Source organism: Candidatus Nebulibacter yamunensis (assembly GCF_024208055.1).
In the GTDB taxonomy this organism is placed as follows: domain Bacteria; phylum Pseudomonadota; class Gammaproteobacteria; order Francisellales; family Francisellaceae; genus Caedibacter; species Caedibacter lacustris.
The window spans coordinates 61,701-82,649 of the sequence record NZ_JAMBMW010000005.1 but is presented as its reverse complement, the minus strand read 5'-3'; the positions used below and the strand labels follow the sequence as shown (position 1 = coordinate 82,649).

Below are 20,949 nucleotides of genomic sequence, written 5' to 3'. Positions count from 1 at the left end.
TTAAAATAACTGTGTAAATTCATTCATAGGTTATACTGGTTAAAACTTATAATCTAGGAACGAAAGGTGAGAAATGGAAAACAAAATGAAGCTTTAAATCAAGCGTTTGATCTGATTGTTGATTCAGGCGCTGATCTGTCAAATTTATTTAAATCAGAAAGTTTGCTAAAACAACTCACAAAAGGGATGCATCAATTAAAAGTAAACAAGAAGATAAAAGTGATCAAGGAGGCTTTTATGCAAACTAATGGTTTTGATGAGGCGATTTACTGCTCCCCGTTTGGATTAGTGAAATTGCAAGCCAATGATCAATATCTTTTGTTTTGTGAGTGGCTGAACGAATTAACAGAGGAAGTTAAGTCCAATAACAAAGTGTTAAAGGAAACCATGAGACAATTTGATGCTTACTTCACAAAGAAGCTCAAATGCTTTGATCTCCCAATTCAACTTAAGGGAACCCCATTTCAGGAAAATGTATGGCAGGCATTGCAGCAAATTCCCTTTGGGCGGACATTAAGCTATCAGGAGTTGGCTGAGAAAATTAACAACCCAAAAGCTGTCCGTGCAGTAGGAACTGCAAATGCTAAAAACCCGATATGTATTATCGTGCCGTGTCACCGAGTGATTAAAGCAGACGGAAAAATTGGTGGTTATGCTGGCGGTATTGCTTGTAAGCAGCAATTGCTAAAATTGGAAAGGTAAATTAATGTTAAAGAGTCATTATATCTAGTACACTGGATATGCTATTTTAGCTCAGAATCCATCTATACTCCTAAACTTCAACAGGATGCAAATGAATGAGACCACAAGAAATTATGAAAGGAAATTTTAAAAAAATTGCCAAATATTGGAGAAATGTGCTTGCAGATGCAGAACTTGGTAAAGGTGTTTTTAAAACTGATAGTAATTTTAAAAAGGCAAAGATAGGATTAGTAATTAAGATCGATAGCTCTTGGAAAATAGCCCAACAAGATGTAGAGCAATTGTTCTCAGGTAAGAGTGAGGAAATAGATGCAATAGAAGTTATTATTAGGCCATACCAATTTACTCTGATCGAGGTTGAACATGGGAGATTCAATTCATATTACCCATACCGGATTATCCCCATTGTTATACATGCAGTTCTTGACAGAGATGGAAGACTTTACCCTATACCCCCAAAGGTGGCGCGAGATGCGCTTGCTCCGCAAAGTAGGGCAAGTTTCACCATAGGTGAGATGACTGATTATGACGATTACCTTAAGAAATCACCTATTGCAGGTTTTTCTAAAGAAGATATTGATGCGGAAAAAGCAGCTTATCGTGAAACAGTCTATATAGTGAAGTGGGATCAATATCTTAATAGGTGTTATGATCTGCTAGACACTGTCACCAAAGGATTTTCTAGCACAAATAATTACAAGTTTGCGGATAAAAACCAGTGGTATATAAGTGAAAGAAAGATTTCAAATACGGCAGCTTGTCACATTATTCCTCTGTATGAGGATTTAATTGAGCAGAAGGAGCCAATGCCGCTTTTTGATCAATACACTTCATTAAATACTAAAGATGCACTCCCTGCTGTTGAACTCATTAATACTTTTTCAAAAAGGTTAGCGCACTCTAAGGATACGTTTTGTTTGTCCCACTCGCAAAGAGAGGCGCTCTCCCATTTTATAGAAACTTCAACAGGAGACATTCTTGCAGTCAATGGACCTCCTGGCACAGGAAAGACAACGCTTTTGCTTTCGGTAGTCGCAACCCTCTGGGCAGAAGCTGCACTTAAAGGCGAAGAGCCCCCCTTAATTATGGCTTGCTCGTCAAACAATCAAGCGGTGGCCAATATCCTTGAGTCATTTGGCAGAGACTTTTCAGTAGGCACTGGAGCATTTTCAGGGAGATGGTTTTCCGATTTCAAAGACAATAAAAGGGATGGTTTTGGCATATATATGGCCAGAAGCACAATAAAGGACAAGAGCCCGCACCAAACACAATTGTTCTTCAAAGAAAGAGAGAATGCAGGCTACTTTGAAAAAGCGAAGAGTAATTATCTAGAGCATGCAAACAAAGCTTTCAAAAAGCAAGATAAGATTGGGATTGATGAGAGCATCACTTTATTAAAGCGAGCCCTTCAAACCGAAGTGGAGAAGTTAAAACAGATTGAACAGGCATGGCGTGATTTTATTGCCATTGAAACTGAATTGGAAACGCGGAAAGATACTAAGTCTGATATTCCCAAAGTCAGATATGAAGAGCTTGAGCGTCGATTAGGAGAATTTCAAGGGAAAATATCTCAGAAGCTAGCGGAGCAATCCATATGGAATAAGTTGGTAGATTTTTTACCTACTGTTAAGAGAGTAAAACAAAAATCTATTGAACGATTGGTAAAAGAAAATGGTTATGCTTTTGGTGTGTTTGATGATTTTACGTCATTAACTAAGTTGAAAGAATTTGTTGATGATAAAGTAAACCAGCTTTCAACCGCATGGCAGAATTATCTGACTGCCCTTCAAGTTCTGGGTGTCGCTAAAGAGCTTGCTTCAAAGTTTATCGTGGAAATTGATGAACTGGCTGATACTAAAATTCGCTTCAAAATTTTCTTATTGACTTCCCATTATTGGGAAGGGCGTTGGTTACAAGATATGGAAGCTTATCTTAAACGTCAAAAATTATATGGAATTACTAAAGATGACGAGAAAAGCAAGACTCAGATTATGGAAGATTGGCGCCGTAGAATGAAACTAACGCCTTGTGCAGTCTCAACATGCTTTATGCTTCCAACGTTTCTACGAGGAAAAGAACACAATAACTCTGGGCAAGACGCTCCCAATCTGTATCTATATAATATGATAGACTTATTGATTGTGGATGAAGCAGGTCAGGTTTTGCCTGAGGTTGCGGGTGCTGCATTTACACTGGCTAAAAAAGCCTTAGTGATCGGGGATACCCGTCAGCTAGAGCCTATATGGTCAACCTCTGCTCATATTGATATTGGTAATTTGATTGAATCTGGTGTTATCCAAAAGGGCGAAAACAGCGATGAGAAATACAGAGAGCTTCAGGAACTGGGGATAAGCTCTGCAATGGGTAGTGCTATGATGATCGCACAACATGCAAGCAAATATCACTATAGTTCAGGTATGGAACGTGGTATGTATCTGTATGAACACCGCCGTTGTTATAATGAAATTATCGAGTACTGTAACGATTTATGCTATGACTGGAAGCTTGCAGCATTGCGTGGAAATGCTCCAGAGGATAACTTATCAGGACTAAGATACTTACATATTGATGGGAGGTGTGAGCAAGATAGCGGAGGGAGTCGTTATAACTTACTTGAGGCAGAAACGATTGCCGCCTGGATAAATGACAATCAAGAGCTCATCAAAGAAAGATATCCAACGAAATATCAAGAAGGGGGCTTGGGTGCAGTGCTTGCTGTGATCACTCCATTTTCTGTTCAAGTGGCAGCATTAAAACAAGCATGCACTCGATATGAGATAAAAGTAAAGGAAGAAGGGAAAAATGAAAAAAGTCATGGCATCATTGTAGATACTATCCACTCGCTTCAAGGGGCAGAGAAGGAAATCGTTATCTTCTCTAGTGTTTATTCCAAGCATGCAGATGGAAAGTTTATTGATGAGAGCCCAAGTATGTTAAATGTTGCGGTATCAAGAGCAAAGGATGGCTTTTTCGTGTTTGGTGATATGGATTTGTTCAATCCAGATACGTTTACTCCAAGAGGGAAATTAGCTCACTATTTGTTTAGGCACGCACACCAGCAAATTTATTTTTCAAAGCTGAAGGGGCTTGTAAGAAGCGATTTAAGAACCAGTCAAACGAATCCTTATTTGATAGAAAACGCAAAAGAACACGATGATTTCTTGTTAAAGACCTTATGTCAGGCAAAGTTTGAAGTTCATATTTTTTCTCCTTGGATGCAATTAAGAAAAATTCAAGCTATTAATGCCTACGCTATTATGATCGAGTGTGTTAAACGTGGTGTAAAAATCAATATCTACACCGATCCAAACAATATCAGCAATGAATATCAACAGCGGTTTTTGAAAGATAAGGCACACTTAGAAAGCCTTGGCATTGGAGTGAAATGTATTCGTAGAATGCATAGTAAGCTTTTGATTTGTGATGATATGATCTACTGTGTTGGCTCCTTCAATTGGTTTAGCGCCGCTAGAGAGCCTCACTATCAGAATCTTGAACATTCCTTGGTTTATACGGGAAGCAAGTTAAAAAATGAAATTGTGTTATTGAAACAGGAGCTTGAAAACAGAATAGTGAATATCAAAATCCCAGAGGAGCTCGTTTAGTGATCTAAATGTCCTAAAACTTGTGTTAGCTATTTCATGTATGCAGTATAGCTTAGTGTTTTTGAGCCAAATAAAGTATTTTTTAAAGGTATACTTGAATTTGGCTCTTGCTATTTAGCTCTAAAAACACTAAAATCCCAACGCTTTTTTATAAAGCTTTATTTTAAAAAATAACAAAAAGTCAAGCGGTGAAAAACCAGCTTGAGTAATTCGGAGAATAATATGTTCGCAATTATTAAAAGTGGCGGTAAACAGCACAAAGCTAAAGAAGGTGCTGTGCTTAAGCTAGAAAAAATTGAAAAAGGCGTTGGTGAAATGGTTGAATTCACTGATGTACTAATGTTACAAAATGGTGATGAAATCAAAGTAGGTAATCCAGTTGTTCAGGGTGCCAAAGTCGTTGCTGAAATTATTGAGCAAGGTCGTCATAAGAAAGTACAAATTATTAAGTTTCGTCGCCGTAAGCACAGCATGAAGCATCAAGGTCATCGCCAATATTTCACGGCGGTTAAAATTACAGCAATTCAAGGTTAATTTAAGGAGTATAAAACATGGCTCATAAGAAAGCAGGCGGTAGTACTCGTAATGGTCGCGATTCGAATCCTAAGTACCTAGGTGTTAAGCGTTATGGTGGCGAGTTTGTTAAAGCAGGTACGATTATTGTTCGTCAGCGCGGAACAAAATTTCATCCAGGTGTAAACGTTGGTTGTGGTCGTGATCACACTTTATTTGCAATAGCGGATGGTATTGTCAAGTTCCACGTTGGTGGTGAGTTAAAACGTCAATATATTTCAATTGAAGAAAAGGCAACCAATGTTTAATTGAACATTTGTCTTATTCAATAACGGGCGCCATTGGCGCCTTTTTTATTTATTAAAATCCCCCCATAGTGCTTGTAAAATGGCGATAGTTGCAATCGGAGCGGTTTCTGTTCTTAAAATCCTTTGACCTAAAGCAATGCTTTGGCAGTCATGATGGGAGGCTAATTTTAGTTCATCTTCGCTAAAACCGCCTTCAGGACCAATATAAATATTAAACTGACTGACTTTAGGATATTGTTGTTTTAAGGCTTGGACATGATGTATTGCATAAGGCGATAACAAAAGCTTAAGCTCTACTGTAAGATTTAGTGCTTGCGAAAAGATAATAGGGGGATTTATTTTTGGAATAAAAACACGACCTGATTGCTCGCTTGCACTAATGGCAATTTTTTGCCAGTGTTCAAGTTTAGTGTTTATGCGTTCAAGCGAGAGTTTGTAGTCAACACGTTGGGTGATAATGGGCGTTATGTGCTTAACTCCAAGCTCAGTAGCTTTTTGAATAACAGTTTCTAGCTTATCACCTTTTGACAGTGATTGAAAAAGATGTATATCAAGTATGGATTCTCTCTCAATTAAATATTTGGTTGAAATATTGACAGTAACACTTTTAGGGTTAGCATCACAAATTTCAGCAAGGTATTCATAACCATCGTCATTATTGAATAAGATGACTTTATGCTTAACTTTATGGCGTAATACTTTAATAAGGTAATGACTGAGCTCTGTTGATAGTGAAAAAGTATTACTATGCATTACAACTTCAGGGCAAAAGATACGAGCAACTCTCATATGTATTATTAAATATTGTGATGAAGTAGGAGGTATGTTAGAAGAAATTTTCAAAAACTCAATCATATCCAGATCAAAAACTTTGATAAATACAATTAGAAGAAGGTAAATTTTCAATTTAGTTTAAAATCTGAACACAAAACTAAATAGAAAAATGGATCACAATGATGGCAATTCCTACTAGAAAAGAGGCAATCCACAAGAAACGAAACTGGCTGATTTTGTAATGAAAATGGTACCCTGATTGAGTGAGCTTAAAAGCAATAACAGCAGGCATCATTAACAAAAGTACAGCAATAAACACCCCAACATAACCAATAGCACTAATAAATAAGTTTGGATCGAGTAAGTTGACAAGTAACGGTATGATGAAGGTCAAGATGACTGCTGTTAAAAGTTTAAACTGAGTAGGTAAGCGGTTTAAACGATAGCTATCTACATTAAAGTGATAAAGAGCAAGACTCACCCCAAGATAAGATGTTATGACAGAAATATCCGTAAATATATTCATGCTGATGTTGGCAGATGAGTTTGTGATTTTTTCTTTTAAGGCATTTAACACATCACCAACGTTAGCAGAGCTAATGCTAACATGATCAAAAATAGAACTCATAAAGCTGACTGAGCCATGGAGTGGTAATACGCCAAGCACAGAAATAAGCCATAGGAAATATAAAAACAAAGGAATAATACTACCGATAAAAATCACTCTAAAGAGTGCTTTGACATCTTTATCAAGATATTCAGTAAGTGTTGGTATGATGATATGGGAGGTAAAAGAAGTAATGATAATAGGAATGGCAATAAATAGAGTAGGGGTGAGGTCAATTGGAGAAACGAGTAAATTTCTGATTTCAATATAATGTAGGAAGGTGATGCATACCAGTAATAAAAAAACGAGTTTTGTAGTTAATAATACACGATTAATGATATCTACAGCAGAAGTACCAATTACAACAATTGTACCAAATATAACAACAAAAATAAGTGCCCATGCGTTTTGTGAAATGTTTGGTAAAAGTGCATGAAAGGCAGAAGAAGCCCCAGAGATATAAGCAATGCTAATACAATACATAAGCAATAAAAATGATATCCATGTCACGACAACGCCAGGCAGTCCCAAAGCGTGCTTTGCAATAGAAGCAAAGCTTGCGCCTTTTGGCATAGAAAGAGAAATATCAGCAAGTAGAAGTGCTGTATAAGTCATAATACACCATGCAATAAGCATAACAACACTACTTACAAGGAAGCCAAATTTTGCAGTAATAATTGGTAATGCTAAAATGCCTGCCCCAATTTCAGTACCTGTTACAATCATCGTGCAACCAAGTTGTTTTACCAGTGAATTATTTGTCATCTAAAGAAATTCCTAGTTTTTAAAATTCCTATGTTGGTAGTTTAACATTACATGATTTTACACCATCATAAAAGGTAAATGACCGAGATTGTTTGTACAGATTTTCTTGCAACTAAAGATTAATTCAATCTAGCAGCTGATGTCGATTTATGTTAAAATCCGCTCGCTTTTGCATGGCAATTATAAATTATCTATATCTGTCATTAGCAAAAAGCATAACGTTAAACAATAAAACACACGTCGCTCGACACACTTTTAGGGTGCCTTTATCAGGTTTGAAAGTGGGAGTGATGGCGGAATAACCCATACTTGGAGAATATATAAATGTCTTTAATGAAAGAAATGCTACAAGCTGGTGTGCATTATGGTCACCAAAAAAAGTTCTGGAATCCAAAAATGAACCAATATATCTTTGGCATTAATCATGGAATCCATATCATTAATTTGGAAAAAACTGTTCCATTATTTCAAGATGCAGTGAATTTTGTAAGTAAGAGTGCTGCAAAAAATGGCAAGATTTTATTTGTTGGTACAAAACGTCAAGCACAGGAAATTGTTTCTAAAGAAGCTTCGCGTTGTGGGATGCCATATGTTAACCATCGCTGGTTAGGAGGTATGTTGACCAACTATAAAACAATTCGTCAATCTATTAAGCGTTTACGTGACCTTGAGAAAATGCAAGAAGAAGGTGTTTTCGATCGAATGACTAAGAAAGAAGCACTGCATAATGAACGTGAAATCGAGAAACTTGAAAAAGCGCTAGGTGGCATTAAAGACATGGGTGGCTTGCCTGATTTATTAGTTGTGATTGATAGTAAAGAAGAACACATTGCAATTGAAGAAGCTAAGCGATTGGGGATCCCAGTTATTGCTGTTGTGGATACAAACTCAAGCCCGGATGATATTGACTATATTATCCCAGGCAATGATGATGCGGTAAAAGCAATTCATTTTTATTTGAGTCATTTTGCTGATGCAATTATTGATGCAAGAAAAGGTGCTCAAATAACAGAAGAAAAAACAGTAGATCTTTCTGAAGAAGAAGTCTAATTAAAATTTTATAAGGCGGAAGGAATTTTATAATGACAATTAGCGCACAATTAGTAAAAGAGCTTCGTGAGCGCACAGGCGCTGGTATGATGGAGTGTAAAAAAGCGTTGACACAAACAGGTGGTGATATTGAAAAGGCCATCGAAGAAATGCGTAAATCAGGTCAAGCAAAAGCAGATAAAAAAGCTTCGCGTATAGCAGCAGAAGGTGTTGTTGTAATGGCAAAGTCTGCCAATAAAGCAGTTATTATTGAAATCAATTCGGAAACAGATTTCGTTGCGCGTGATGAAAATTTTAAAGGGTTTGCGGATAAAGTTGTCAATGCAGTTGCAGCTTCAAATGCAAACACACTTGAAGAAGTATTAGCTTTACGACTCACAAATGGTGAGACAATTGAAGATACCCGTAAAGCATTGATTGCAAAAATTGGAGAGAATATTAACGTACGCCGTGTCGACAACTTGGAAGGAGAAACTTTAGGTGTATACAGTCATGGTGGTCGAATCGGTGTCATCCTTGCTATGAAAGGTGGTAACGAAGAACTGGCAAAAGACGTTGCAATGCATATTGCAGCTTCTAATCCACTTGTTGTATCTCAAAATCAAGTGCCAGCTGATTTGGTTGAGAAAGAAAAAGAGATTTTTATTGCCCAAGCACGTGAAAGTGGTAAACCAGATGATATTATTGAAAAAATGATTACTGGGCGTATTCGTAAGTTTTTGGATGAGCAAAGCTTGGTTGGTCAGCCATTTGTGAAGAATCCTGATCAAAAAGTTGAGCAACTCTTGAAAGCAAATAATGCGATAGTAACTGAGTTTATTCGTTTTGGTGTTGGTGAAGGCATTGAAAAAGAGGAAACGAATTTTGCTGCTGAAGTTATGAGTCAAGTTCAGGGGGCCTAAATAAATATGTCACACCCAAGTTTTAAACGTGTTTTAATCAAATTAAGTGGAGAATCTTTATCAATAAATGGTTTTGGTATTCAAGTTGAAGCCGTGAAAGAGATTATTCATGACATTAAACGAGCACAAGTAATGGGTGTGCAATTGGCAATAGTCATCGGCGCAGGCAATATTCTAAGAGGTAGTAAAGCACAATTTGGAGATCAAATTGAACGCAGTACAGCTGATACAATGGGGATGCTTGCGACGATGATTAACGCACTGGCGCTGTCGGATATTTTGACATCGAATGGTATTGACAATGAAGTACTCTCATCAAAAGGTATAGATGGTGTTATCCAAACATCTTGTCCTAAGCTTGCAAAATCTTATTTAAATACAGGGAAGGTCGTAATTTTTGCAGGAGGAACAGGCAATCCATTTGTAACAACAGACAGTACGGCAAGCTTACGTGCGGCAGAGATACAAGCAGATGCAATTTTGAAGATAACGACAGTTGATGGTGTTTATGACAAAGATCCAAAGGAGCATGATAATGCTAAGAAATTTGATGTACTTAGCTTTGCAGATGTTTTACGCAAAGAACTTGCAGTAATGGACCTTGGTGCATTTATCCAAGCACGAGATTTTAACATTCCAATTTGTGTTTTTAATTTAAATAATTCAGGTGCACTTATGCGAGTATTAAATAATGAGCAAGAAGGTACTTGGGTTAGAAATTAGGAGAAAAAAATGATCAAAGAAATTTTATTAGATGCTAAAGATCGTATGGAAAAAAGCTTAGAAAATTTACGTCACGACTTGGCAAAGATCAGAACAGGGCGAGCGCATCCAGACTTATTAGCGCATATAATTATTGATTACTATGGGGTAGAAACACCAATTTCTCAAGCAGCAAATATTACAGTATTAGATGCGAGAACCTTAGGTATTACACCTTGGGAGAAAGGGCTTACCGCAAAAATTGAAAAAGCTATTTTGATGTCGGATCTAGGATTAAATCCTGCTAATTTAGGTGATAGTTTACGCATCCCAATGCCTGCATTGAATGAGGAACGTCGTAAGGAGCTTGTAAAATTGGTACGGACAGAAGCAGAAAAAGGACGTGTTGCTATTCGTAACATTCGTCGTGACGCGAATTCAGATATTAAAGATTTACTCAAAGAGAAAGAAATTTCCGAAGATGATGCTAAAAAGGCGGAAGACAGTATTCAAAAACTAACAAATGATATGATTGCTAAAGCCGATGTCATCGTTCAAGAGAAAGAACAAGACTTAATGGAAATGTAACTTTTGAATATCTCAAGTCAGAGTTTGCCTAAGCATGTTGCTGTTATTATGGATGGTAATGGACGCTGGGCAAAAAAGCACTTTTTTCCGCGTACTTCAGGGCATAAAGCTGCAATTAAGAATGTGCGTTCAGCAATTGAGTTTGCTGTAGAAAAAAATATTGAAATCTTAACATTGTTTGCGTTTGGGCGCGAGAATTGGCAACGTCCAAAACAAGAAGTTGCAACACTTATGGAACTTTTTTCTGAAGTTTTGGTAAAAGAGATACCAATGATGCAGGAAAACAATGTTAAACTTTGTGTTGTTGGTGATCGCAGTCGCTTAGCATCAGATATTTTGGCTAACATCTTACAAGCAGAGCATGCAACGAAGTTAAATACAGGTCTAATTCTTAATGTTGCGATTGATTATAGTGGGCAATGGGAAATTGTATTAGCAACAAAGAAACTACTAAAAGCAATAATAAGTAATCAGTGTGATGTTGAGCAACTTTCAGAAGAGTGCTTTGAAAAATTTTTAATTGATAGTATTCAAACTCCTGTTGATCTTTTAATTCGTACCAGTGGTGAGCTAAGGATAAGCAATTTTATGATTTGGCAGTTATCTTATGCTGAATTATATTTTTGTCAAAAGTATTGGCCAGATTTTACAAAGAAAGATTTTCAGCGAGCATTAGATGATTATCAGCTACGCAAAAGGCGTTTTGGCAAAACGGATGAGCAGGTAAAAGGTGAAACGTGAAGGAACGGATTATTACAGGTGTTATTCTTGGGTTAATTGTCTTAGGGGCGATTTTTTGCTTAAGTAATACAATTTTTGATATTGCAGTAGCAGTTGTTTTGTTGTTTGCTGCTTGGGAGTGGACTGCTCTTGCAAATATAAAAAAAATCACTACAAAAATCATTTATTTAGCAATTAGTTTGGTGCTTATTTATCTATCACGGTATTCTCAGCTTACGGTTTTATTGATTTCACTTTTATTCTGGTTTTTTGCCTGCTATTTGGTATTGCGTTATCCTAATATTCCTTTTAAAGCCATTTCACCTGGTGCACGTTATGCAATGGGTTTTTTGGTTATTGTGCCAATGTGGATATCACTAAGCTTATTACATCAGCAAAAGCCTGCGCTACTGTTGCTGATGATGTTGGTGGTAACACTTGCTGATAGTGGTGCTTATTTTGTTGGTCGCCAATATGGTAAGAAAAAACTAGCGCCAATTATTAGCCCTAAAAAAACAGTTGAAGGGTTTGTGGGAGGTTTTGTATTTGGTGGTTTAGCAGGTGTTATCTGTGCACTTGTTATTAGTCATAGTCATTTTGAACAAACTATTTTAATCATCTTATCGTTTGCAATTGTAATAGTTGCTCTATTGGGAGACCTATTTGAAAGTATGATTAAACGTGAATGTGGTGTCAAAGACAGTGGCACGATTCTACCAGGACATGGAGGAATTCTTGATAGAATGGATAGCTTATTCTCAAGTTTTCCAATATTTGTTTTAATGCTAATTATATTTGGACTACTTGGTGTTGACTCCATGTAGCTTTTAGGAACTTTGTTTTTCATTTGTCAACGTTCAATTGATGTTGACATGAACAAACTCTGTGAGACAGTTATGTTTGTAGGGGTAGTGTTGTCATCTAGCATATTTTTTTATAATTTCAAATCAAAAATGACGAAGAAAATTGATGTACGCTGCATGAATTCCAACAGTTAAATCAGGTAAGAATCAATTGAAATCTAATCCAAATGGTGTGCGCAAAGGTACCGTTGCCGAGGTTATGGCAAATACTTTCAACTTGAATAACCATCTCGCAGAGAGCAAAGGCTGGGTTAAGAAAGGTGATTAATTTGGAGCTAATAATAGGTGATGCAGTACAGAAATTAAAAGAAATGGAGGCAAGTTCTGTTGATTTGATAATTGCAGATCCACCATATAATCTAGGTAAAAATTATCAAAATAATATCGATAATAAAACATTTGAAGAATATCTATATTTTTCTAAAGAATGCCTTTTAGAAGCGAGTCGTGTATTAAAATCACATGGTACCATTTATGTCTTTATGGGATTTCGCTTTATATCTTATCTATACAATATTTTGGAGCGTGACTTAAACTTGCACTTCCATGGATGGATAGTATGGCACTATACTCAAGGAATCGGTAAAACAAAGGTGTTCTCTCCTAGGCACGATGATATTCTAATGTTTACAAAATCTCCAGCTTTTACATTCAATTTGGATGATATTCGTGTTCCACAAAAGTATTATAGACAAAGAAATAATATGCGAGGCGCAAATCCAGGAGATGTTTGGAAGTTTTCACATGTCCATTACTCTAATCCGAATCGTCAAGGTCATCCGACACAGAAACCAGAAGGGTTAATTGAAAGGATGGTTCTTGCCTCATCAAATGCTGGTGATACCATCCTAGATCCATTTACTGGGAGTGGTACAACTGTGCGAGTCTGTCAGCAACTAAATAGAAATGCTATTGGAATTGACATCAACCCTAAATATATTGAGATGGCAAAAATAAGACTAAGTGAACCATTTTTAGGTTTTGATAGTGTTGATCCCCGTATGGAGCGCGTTCCCAATGACTTAAGGAATGCTGAAATAAGAAGCGAATATTTAAAGAATCATGTGAACTGGTTCTTAAGGAACCATAAGAATGCAATAGATGATTTCCAGAAAGCTATAAAAGATAAATATGGAATAACTATTGATGAAAATGGGATTACTGTAGGGACGCAGAAATCTTTGTTTTGAAATTTTTAAAGATTCAAATCAATAGAGTTAAACTTAAAAAATAATCTGTGAATTTTCCGCTACACATATTCAAGGTGAGTATTTTTACTAAAAAGAATGTTTATAAATATTACATAGCTTTTGCTTGTCTAATGGAAAGTTCTAAAACTCAACTTATCGTTACAGTCCGTTAAAAATTACAGCCTGATATCTGGGTGTGAATTTATCACTCATTTAAACAATATTAAATACTACTGATTTTCAGGAGATAAAGAAGCATATAATTAAGAAACCTTAATCCAAACCAAAAGCGTCTTTTGGATTAGTGAAATGTTATTTATGATCAACATGCTTAGCCAGAAAAATTCCTTGGCCGATAACAAATATAAGCGTAATGCCAAGCATGCCAAAAAGTTTAAAATCAACCCAAATATCAGTCGAGAAAGTGTAAGCAACAAATAAATTAACAGTACCTAAAAATAAGAAAAATATTCCCCAAATGTTATTGAGTCTTTTCCAGATTTTTTCTGGTAGTTCAATATTTTCTTCCATTAATCGTTGAATAATTGGTTTTTGCATAAGGTAGGTTGAAAAAATAAAAATCATACCAAATAGCCAATTTACAATTGTCACTTTCCATTTGATTAAAGCTTCATCATGAAAATAAACAGTAGCACTACCTAGGGTTAATACCAATATAAATGTTACAACGTGCATCATAGAAACTTTTTTATAGCGAATAGTTTCATAGCTCAATTGAATGGCTGTAGCAATAATAAGTGCTATGGTTGCTGTATAGATATCATAAATCTTATACATGACAAAAAATATGATAATTGGGAAAAAATCAAAAAGCAGTTTTTTCATATTCTCTCCAGAGTGGGTTAATGGTACACTGAACTTAATTTTAGCGCTACAGTATAAATGAAGATTGTGCCATGAGCCAATATATTGAAATAAATCCCTATTCATCAAATAAAGCGCTGTTAAATGAGATCGTGGAAGCCCTACAATCAGGCAAAGTTATTGCTTATCCAACTGACTCAGGCTATGCTTTAGGCTGCAAAATGGGGTTAAAAAAACCATTACAGCAAATTAAAAAAATTCGTAACTTAGATGATAAACACAACTTCACTCTGATTTGTCGTGATTTATCAGAAATCTCTAACTATGCAAAGGTAGACAATAGTGTTTATAGATTACTAAAGCGCGCTACTCCAGGTAGTTATACTTTTATTTTACCAGCTACCAGCAAAGTGCCTGCACTTATGTTAAATAAAAGTAAAAAAACAATTGGCATTCGAATACCAGATCACTCTGTTCCACTTATAATTACTGAGGCATTAGGTGAACCCCTATTAAGTACAACGTTTATATTGCCAAATCAAGATAAAGTATTGATATATGCAGAAGAGTTTGCTAACGAGCCAAGTGCGCAACTAATCGATTATATTTTAGAAACAGATTATTGTGGATATGAACCAACAACGGTTGTTGATATGACTGAAATGCCAGCCAAAATCTTACGAATTGGCAGTGGTGATCCTACTATTTTCCAATAAATATGAGAAGTATATGCAGCAAGATTATTATTCAATTATAAATGAACATTTATTGCAACCTTTTGCTTTGAATTTAGAATCTCTAAAAGCACAGCTAGAGATTTTTAATCAAAAAACACTTGACTTTGGTGACCTATATTTACAGAAAATTATTGCAGAAAGTTGGATGTTAGAAGATGAAGTGGTAAAACATGGTAGTTTTGGTATTGAGCAGGGAATTGGAGTAAGAGCAGTCTATCAAGGGGAAACTGGTTTTGCTTATGCCGATGATTTAGCACTTTCTACTATTGAAAAACTTATTAAGACATCACTTTACTTATTAAAAAATGCAAACCCTTTAACCAAAACACAAAAACTATTTACACCAAAAATAAAGCGACTTTATTGTTCTATATCACCACTAAATAGTATATCTACTGAAGGTAAAATTGCATTTTTACATGAAGTTAATCGTTATACAAAGGCACTTGATAATAAAATCGAACAAGTCAGTATATCCTTGGCATCAAATATAGAAATGATTTTAATTTTAAATACCGATGGACTTTGCGTGATGGATGTGCGCCCCTTGGTGCGTATGAACATTAACTTAATCCTGCACAATGATGGCAAAAGAGAAAGCTATTCTGCAGGGGGTGGTGGACGCTATGATTATCATTTTTTTTTAGAAAACGAATTATGGAAGTCTTATGTTCATCAAGCATATGAAGGTGCCAAAACCAATCTAAATGCAAAACCCGCCCCTAGTGGTAAAATGCCCGTGGTTTTGGGTGCAGGTTGGCCAGCAGTACTATTGCATGAAGCAGTGGGACATGGCTTGGAAGGAGACTTTAATCGTAAAGGAAGTTCACATTTTTGTGGCAAAATAGGGCATAAAGTAGCATCTGAAAAATGCACTGTCATTGATGAAGGTTGTATTGAAAATCGACGAGGATCATTGAACGTTGATGACGAAGGTACACCAACTCAAAAAACCATTCTAATTGAGAATGGTATTCTAAAAAGCTACATTCATGATCGTATTTCAGCCAAAGCATTTAACGTCTCACTTACTGGAAATGGACGTCGCCAATCCTATGCGCATTTGCCTTTACCAAGGATGACTAATACTTATATGTTGCCAGGTGAGGATAAGTTTGAAGACATGATAGCAAGTATTGATCATGGTATTTATGCAACTCACTTTAACGGTGGTCAGGTAGACATTACATCGGGTCAGTTTGTTTTTGTAATGGATCAAGCATATTCAATAAAGAATGGTAAAATTTGTTACCCGATTAAAGGAGCCTCTTTAATTGGTCATGGACCACAAATTATGCAGAAAATCTCAATGATCGGAAAAGATTTTACTTTAGATAGCGGAGTGGGAGTTTGTGGCAAAGAAGGACAGTCAATACCTGTCGGAGTAGGGCAAGCAAGCTTAAAAATTGATGAAATTACCGTTGGTGGTAGTGAATAAAAAGGTGATTAATTAAACAGTTCAGCAATTGACTCAAATAATTGTCGAGTATAAGTTTTATTGATTTTACACATTCTAAATTGTGCTTTTCGTTCGCAAGTAATAATTCCTGCTTCTTCTAATTGTTGAATATATTGTGAGGTAACGGACTGCGATAGGTCGAGTTTCTGCATGATCATTCCGATAGTGACACCTTCTTTTTCAATATTAAGTTTCTCAGAAAAAAAGTTTTTTTTAGGTTCTAATAACCATAAAACGATATTAAGTCGATCTGGGTTAGCCAGTGCTTTGAACGCTTTTAAAGATAATTCTGTTTGATAAGTTGATCCTAGGCTCTTCAATATAGACATGATTAGATTTCTCCATCGTTAAGTTGATATCTATTTTTACCGATAGAATAGGGTGGAGTCAACTAATATACAAATAAGTGTTTAAATACTTATTTGTATTAACATATATCCAAATATACACATATTCAAATATACGTATATTTGAATATACAAATATATTATTATATGAATTAGAGAATTTAACTATTGCTTTAACCTCTTTGTTTTAGGTATAGTTTTTTTATGATTTTGTTATGGTTTTTGTTGTGCTTAAAGTAGAAGATCTAGTCTTGCAGTTAAGACTAAAAAAAATTACTGCTGAATTTATCCCTCGTAAAAAATATGCCATTATTGGCATCAATGGTGCAGGTAAATCTAGTTTATTAAATGCAATAACAGGAGTCTTTTCTCAAAAACTTTTATCGGGCAAAGTCTATATAAATGAAAAAGACATTTTGATGTTAAGTATAAAAGATCGTTCAAAATTGATCGCATGTTTATCTCAATATACAAAAGTATTATTTCAATACTCTGTTATGGATGTTGTTTTAATGGGTACCTATTCCTGTGCAATTCCACATGATAGTAAGCTTGAGGTTTTAGATTATATTTTTAAACTGTTAAGTTTATCTAAACAAAAAAATCAAAGTTTTCATACTCTTTCAGGTGGGCAAAAACAGCGTGTCCATCTTGCGCGCGTGCTTATTCAAATTATGGCAGATAACAATAATAGCGCTGAACGTTGGCTGTTGTTAGATGAGCATGCAACTGGTTTAGATTTATACCAACAAGCGCAAGTTTTCGAAACACTAAATCATATTTTAGCAACGCGTAACATTGGCGTTATTGCAGTGATGCACGATATTAATTCAGCAGCAAAATTTTGTGATGAAATGCTATTGATTCATGAAGGTAAACTTTTAAAAAAATCATCACCCAAAGAAGTAATACTTGATGATAATTTCGAAAGAGCATTCCAAATTAAGGTCAAATATCTTAGCAAGGAAGATGCTTTTTTATTTTATTCTAAGAAAGGTTCTGATGCTAAAAATTATATTTAAAGTCGGTCAGATTTTGCTATAGTGGCGTTATGAAAAAAAGTATGGTAACTAAACGATGATGAATCACATTTTCTTTGATGCAGCGATTAGCGCTAGTGCGCTTAAATTTGGTGAGTTTAGATTAAAATCTGGCAGAATAAGCCCCTATTTTTTTAATGCAGGGCTTTTTAATAGTGGTAAGACGCTGTATCAACTTGCGGAGTGTTATGTACAGAAAATCATGCAGGAGAAGGTTGCATTTGATGTAGTGTTCGGACCTGCCTATAAAGGTATTGCCCTAGCAGCACTTGTGGCTTCAATTTTATTTTCAAAATATAATATTGAAGTTGGATTTTGCTATAATCGTAAAGAAGTAAAAGACCATGGCGAGGGTGGGATATTAGTTGGTGCTAACATTACTGGTAAGCGTGTACTGATCATTGATGATGTAATTACCGCAGGTACTGCAATCAAAGAAGCTATTAACGTAATTTACGCACAAAATGGTCATATTGTCGGTGTCTGTGTAGCGCTTGATCGTCAAGAAATTGCGCCTGGTCAAAACGTTTCTGCTATTCAATCACTTACAGAGACATATCGGTTTCCTATTTACGCTGTAGCTACATTGCGTGACTTAATTGAATATATACAGGTTAAAGGTCAGATTGAAGAAACCTTATTAATACGCATGAAATCTTATCAAAAAAACTACGGAGTTACGTAAAAATAAGCCTTGGCTTTGCTTGTTGTTTCTAAAAAAAGCATGTATTATACTGCGTTGCTAAACTGTCACGGTTTTTTATGTTTCTAAACTAACAAGGAAAACTAAAAATGGGAAGTTTAACACAATACAAAATCTTAGGAGAAAAACTTTATGTTAAGCACCGAGCAAAAAAAGGTAATCGTCGTTGAACATCAACGTTCAGAGGGCGACACAGGCTCACCAGAAGTACAAATTGCATTATTAACTGCACGTATTGAAGATTTGCAAGGTCATTTCGAGCAGCATAAGCAAGATTTCCACTCAAGACGTGGATTATTACGCCTTGTTAGCCAACGCCGTAAGCTTTTAGATTACTTAAAGAGCAAAGATATTGAGCGCTATCGCGTATTGATCGATCGTTTAGGTCTACGTAGATAAGAAATAATAGTTGATATTCATTGGCACGACACATTGCAAAACAATGATAATTTAAGGTATACAAGTGAAAATATTTAAAGAAGTCTTTCAGTTAGGACAACATCAGGTTATTTTGGAAACAGGTGCGATGGCACGTCAAGCAGCAGGTTCTGTGACTGTTACAATTGGCGATACTGTTGTATTGGTAACCACAGCTGCTAACAAAGAGGTTAAGGAAGGTATCGACTTTTTCCCATTGACAGTTAACTACCAAGAAAAATCTTATGCAGCGGGCAAAATTCCAGGTGGTTTTCCACGTCGAGAAGGGCGTCCAACCGATTATGAAACACTCATTTCTCGTTTGATTGATCGTTCATTGAGACCACTATTTCCGGAAGGCTTTTATAATGAAGTTCAAGTTGTTGCAACCGTTTTATCATTTGATCCTGAGGTACCACCTGATATTCCAGCGCTGATCGGTGCTTCGGCTTCGTTGCTATTGTCTGGAGTTCCGTTTGAAGGACCAGTTGCAGGTGTGCGTGTTGGTTTTATCGATGGTCAATATATTTTAAATCCTTCATTTGCAAAGCAAGGGATTTCTGAGCTTGATCTGGTAGTTGCTGGTACAAAAGATGCCGTTTTAATGGTTGAATCAGAAGCTAAAAGCTTACCAGAAGATGTGATGTTAGGTGCCGTATTATATGGTCATCAACAAATGCAAGTAATTATTGAAGCGATTAATCATTTGGCAAAATATGCAGCAAAACCACGCTGGGAATTTACACCTAAAATTGAAAATAAAGCACTAAAAGAGCAAATTAAGACACGTTTCTTTAGCGAAATTAAAAGTGCATATCAAGCAACAGAAAAACAAAAGCGTACGCAATTATTAAATAATTTAAGAAAGACTGTTATTGAGTCGATTATTGTTGATGAAACCGAATTAGATGAAGTATCAGTTGACGAAATTAAAAACATCTTTCACGATATCGAAAAAGAATTGGTGCGTAAAAATATTTTAGATGGTTTCCCACGTATTGATGGTCGCGATACACGTACTGTGCGCCCAATCAATGTTAAGACAGGTGTATTGCCTAAAGCACATGGTTCTGCTTTGTTTACACGTGGTGAAACACAAGCATTAGTTGTCACAACGTTAGGTAACGACCGAGATGCCCAGTTTATCGAAACGCTAAGTGGTGACAAGAAAAATCGTTATATGCTCCACTATAATTTTCCACCGTTTTCTGTTGGTGAAACGGGCATGATTGGATCGCCTAAACGCCGTGAAATTGGTCATGCAAATCTAGCAAAACGTGCTACACAAGCGGTTTTTCCAAATGAAGAGATTTACCCTTACGTCGTGCGCGTAGTATCCGAAATCATGGAATCTAATGGCTCAAGTTCAATGGCAACCGTTTGTGGTGCATCTTTGTCGATGATGGATGCGGGCGTTCCACTTGCAGCCCCTGTTGCAGGCATTGCAATGGGACTGATAAAAGATGGTAGTAAATACGCTGTTTTATCTGATATTTTAGGTGATGAAGATCATTTGGGTGACATGGACTTTAAAGTAGCAGGTACACGTTATGGCATAACTGCATTACAGATGGATATCAAAATAAAAGGGATTACGCGCGAAATCATGCATGCAGCTTTAGAGCAAGCAAAAGAAGGGCGTTTACATATTTTAGGTATTATGAATGAAGTCATTTCTGAATATAAAATGCAAACTGCTGATAATGCGCCACAGGTTGAAATCATTACGATTGATCCGGCTAAAATTCGTGATGTAATTGGTAAGGGTGGTGTAACCATAAAAGGTATTACTGAGAAAACAGGAGCTTCAATTGATACTTCAGATAATGGTGAAGTAAAAATTTTTGCAAGAAGTAAGGATGCATTAAATGCTGCAATTGCTGAAATTGAAGCATTAACGGCAAGTGCTGAAATTGGGCAAACTTATAGTGGGAAAGTGGTAAAAGCATTAGATTTTGGAGTATTTGTGAACATTCTGCCTGGTAAAGATGGGTTGTTGCCATTTTCTGAGCTTGAAAATATAGGTGTTAACCCAAATACTATGACTGAGGGTAAAACCCTTAAAGTAATGGTGCAAAACATTGATCGCATGGGAAAAATTAAGCTTGTACCAATACAATAAAAATATAGTT

General features: G+C 36.0%; 21 protein-coding genes. 17 read left to right on the top strand and 4 right to left on the bottom strand.

The annotated features are described in order from the left end of the window. Positions 1 to 66: 66 nt before the first annotated feature. From M1V25_RS03830 to rpmA, 4 genes are all read left to right on the top strand, one after another. Positions 67 to 702 (top strand): methylated-DNA--[protein]-cysteine S-methyltransferase, encoded by a 636-nt coding sequence (locus M1V25_RS03830; protein WP_498842485.1) that lies wholly within the window; start codon positions 67 to 69, stop codon positions 700 to 702. 95 nt (positions 703 to 797) lie between these two features. Next, on the top strand, positions 798 to 4,307 hold the full coding sequence (locus tag M1V25_RS03825) for an AAA domain-containing protein (protein ID WP_498842484.1): 3,510 nt from the start codon (positions 798 to 800) through the stop codon (positions 4,305 to 4,307). A 222-nt stretch (positions 4,308 to 4,529) separates the two neighbouring features. Then, the gene (gene rplU / locus M1V25_RS03820; protein WP_116963526.1) at positions 4,530 to 4,841 is read left to right on the top strand and encodes a 50S ribosomal protein L21; all 312 of its coding nucleotides are present in this window, start codon (positions 4,530 to 4,532) and stop codon (positions 4,839 to 4,841) included. A gap of 17 nt (positions 4,842 to 4,858) precedes the next feature. After that, entirely contained in the window at positions 4,859 to 5,128 is a 270-nt protein-coding gene (gene rpmA / locus M1V25_RS03815; protein ID WP_116963525.1) for a 50S ribosomal protein L27, read from the top strand. A gap of 45 nt (positions 5,129 to 5,173) precedes the next feature. Here rpmA and M1V25_RS03810 read toward each other — a convergent pair whose 3' ends face one another. Continuing rightward, complete coding sequence (locus M1V25_RS03810) at positions 5,174 to 5,917, bottom strand: 16S rRNA (uracil(1498)-N(3))-methyltransferase (RefSeq protein WP_157966571.1); 744 nt, start codon at positions 5,915 to 5,917, stop codon at positions 5,174 to 5,176. A gap of 142 nt (positions 5,918 to 6,059) precedes the next feature. Continuing rightward, complete coding sequence (locus M1V25_RS03805) at positions 6,060 to 7,274, bottom strand: amino acid permease (RefSeq protein ID WP_116963523.1); 1,215 nt, start codon at positions 7,272 to 7,274, stop codon at positions 6,060 to 6,062. Positions 7,275 to 7,598: 324 nt separating this feature from the next. On the opposite strand from M1V25_RS03805, the gene rpsB reads away from it, so the two are divergent. The 7 genes from rpsB (at position 7,599) to M1V25_RS03770 (ending at position 13,289) form a co-directional block, all read left to right on the top strand. Then, positions 7,599 to 8,324, top strand: coding sequence for a 30S ribosomal protein S2 (gene rpsB / locus M1V25_RS03800; RefSeq protein ID WP_116963522.1), 726 nt, complete (start codon positions 7,599 to 7,601; stop codon positions 8,322 to 8,324). Between the two features lie 29 nt (positions 8,325 to 8,353). After that, positions 8,354 to 9,226: a translation elongation factor Ts gene (gene tsf / locus M1V25_RS03795; protein WP_498842499.1), complete on the top strand. Its 873-nt coding sequence runs from the start codon at positions 8,354 to 8,356 to the stop codon at positions 9,224 to 9,226. Positions 9,227 to 9,232: 6 nt separating this feature from the next. Then, on the top strand, positions 9,233 to 9,949 hold the full coding sequence (gene pyrH, locus M1V25_RS03790) for a UMP kinase (protein ID WP_116963520.1): 717 nt from the start codon (positions 9,233 to 9,235) through the stop codon (positions 9,947 to 9,949). A 9-nt stretch (positions 9,950 to 9,958) separates the two neighbouring features. After that, positions 9,959 to 10,516: a ribosome recycling factor gene (gene frr / locus M1V25_RS03785; RefSeq protein ID WP_116963519.1), complete on the top strand. Its 558-nt coding sequence runs from the start codon at positions 9,959 to 9,961 to the stop codon at positions 10,514 to 10,516. Between the two features lie 3 nt (positions 10,517 to 10,519). Beyond that, the gene (gene uppS / locus M1V25_RS03780; RefSeq protein WP_239986734.1) at positions 10,520 to 11,257 is read left to right on the top strand and encodes a polyprenyl diphosphate synthase; all 738 of its coding nucleotides are present in this window, start codon (positions 10,520 to 10,522) and stop codon (positions 11,255 to 11,257) included. Then, complete coding sequence (locus M1V25_RS03775; RefSeq protein WP_116963518.1) at positions 11,254 to 12,060, top strand: phosphatidate cytidylyltransferase; 807 nt, start codon at positions 11,254 to 11,256, stop codon at positions 12,058 to 12,060. The genes uppS and M1V25_RS03775 overlap by 4 nt, the downstream gene beginning before the upstream one ends. A gap of 308 nt (positions 12,061 to 12,368) precedes the next feature. After that, a complete protein-coding gene (locus tag M1V25_RS03770; protein WP_498842483.1) occupies positions 12,369 to 13,289 on the top strand; it encodes a DNA-methyltransferase in 921 nt (306 codons plus the stop codon). 312 nt (positions 13,290 to 13,601) lie between these two features. Here the strand turns inward: M1V25_RS03770 and M1V25_RS03765 are convergent, their stop codons facing one another. Beyond that, complete coding sequence (locus M1V25_RS03765) at positions 13,602 to 14,135, bottom strand: septation protein A (RefSeq protein ID WP_498842482.1); 534 nt, start codon at positions 14,133 to 14,135, stop codon at positions 13,602 to 13,604. A 71-nt stretch (positions 14,136 to 14,206) separates the two neighbouring features. Between M1V25_RS03765 and M1V25_RS03760 the strand changes: the two genes are divergently transcribed. Further along, on the top strand, positions 14,207 to 14,830 hold the full coding sequence (locus M1V25_RS03760; RefSeq protein WP_498842481.1) for an L-threonylcarbamoyladenylate synthase: 624 nt from the start codon (positions 14,207 to 14,209) through the stop codon (positions 14,828 to 14,830). A gap of 13 nt (positions 14,831 to 14,843) precedes the next feature. Next, positions 14,844 to 16,289, top strand: a complete 1,446-nt coding sequence (gene tldD / locus M1V25_RS03755) for a metalloprotease TldD (RefSeq protein ID WP_498842480.1) — start codon at positions 14,844 to 14,846, stop codon at positions 16,287 to 16,289. Positions 16,290 to 16,297: 8 nt separating this feature from the next. Here tldD and M1V25_RS03750 read toward each other — a convergent pair whose 3' ends face one another. After that, positions 16,298 to 16,639: an ArsR/SmtB family transcription factor gene (locus M1V25_RS03750; protein ID WP_116963513.1), complete on the bottom strand. Its 342-nt coding sequence runs from the start codon at positions 16,637 to 16,639 to the stop codon at positions 16,298 to 16,300. 245 nt (positions 16,640 to 16,884) lie between these two features. On the opposite strand from M1V25_RS03750, the gene M1V25_RS03745 reads away from it, so the two are divergent. The 4 genes from M1V25_RS03745 (at position 16,885) to pnp (ending at position 20,939) form a co-directional block, all read left to right on the top strand. Beyond that, entirely contained in the window at positions 16,885 to 17,679 is a 795-nt protein-coding gene (locus M1V25_RS03745; RefSeq protein ID WP_498842479.1) for an ATP-binding cassette domain-containing protein, read from the top strand. Positions 17,680 to 17,734: 55 nt separating this feature from the next. After that, on the top strand, positions 17,735 to 18,382 hold the full coding sequence (pyrE, locus tag M1V25_RS03740) for an orotate phosphoribosyltransferase (protein WP_116963511.1): 648 nt from the start codon (positions 17,735 to 17,737) through the stop codon (positions 18,380 to 18,382). Between the two features lie 150 nt (positions 18,383 to 18,532). Next, a complete protein-coding gene (rpsO, locus tag M1V25_RS03735) occupies positions 18,533 to 18,799 on the top strand; it encodes a 30S ribosomal protein S15 (RefSeq protein ID WP_116963510.1) in 267 nt (88 codons plus the stop codon). A gap of 64 nt (positions 18,800 to 18,863) precedes the next feature. Beyond that, a complete protein-coding gene (pnp, locus tag M1V25_RS03730; RefSeq protein WP_498842478.1) occupies positions 18,864 to 20,939 on the top strand; it encodes a polyribonucleotide nucleotidyltransferase in 2,076 nt (691 codons plus the stop codon). Positions 20,940 to 20,949: the final 10 nt, after the last annotated feature.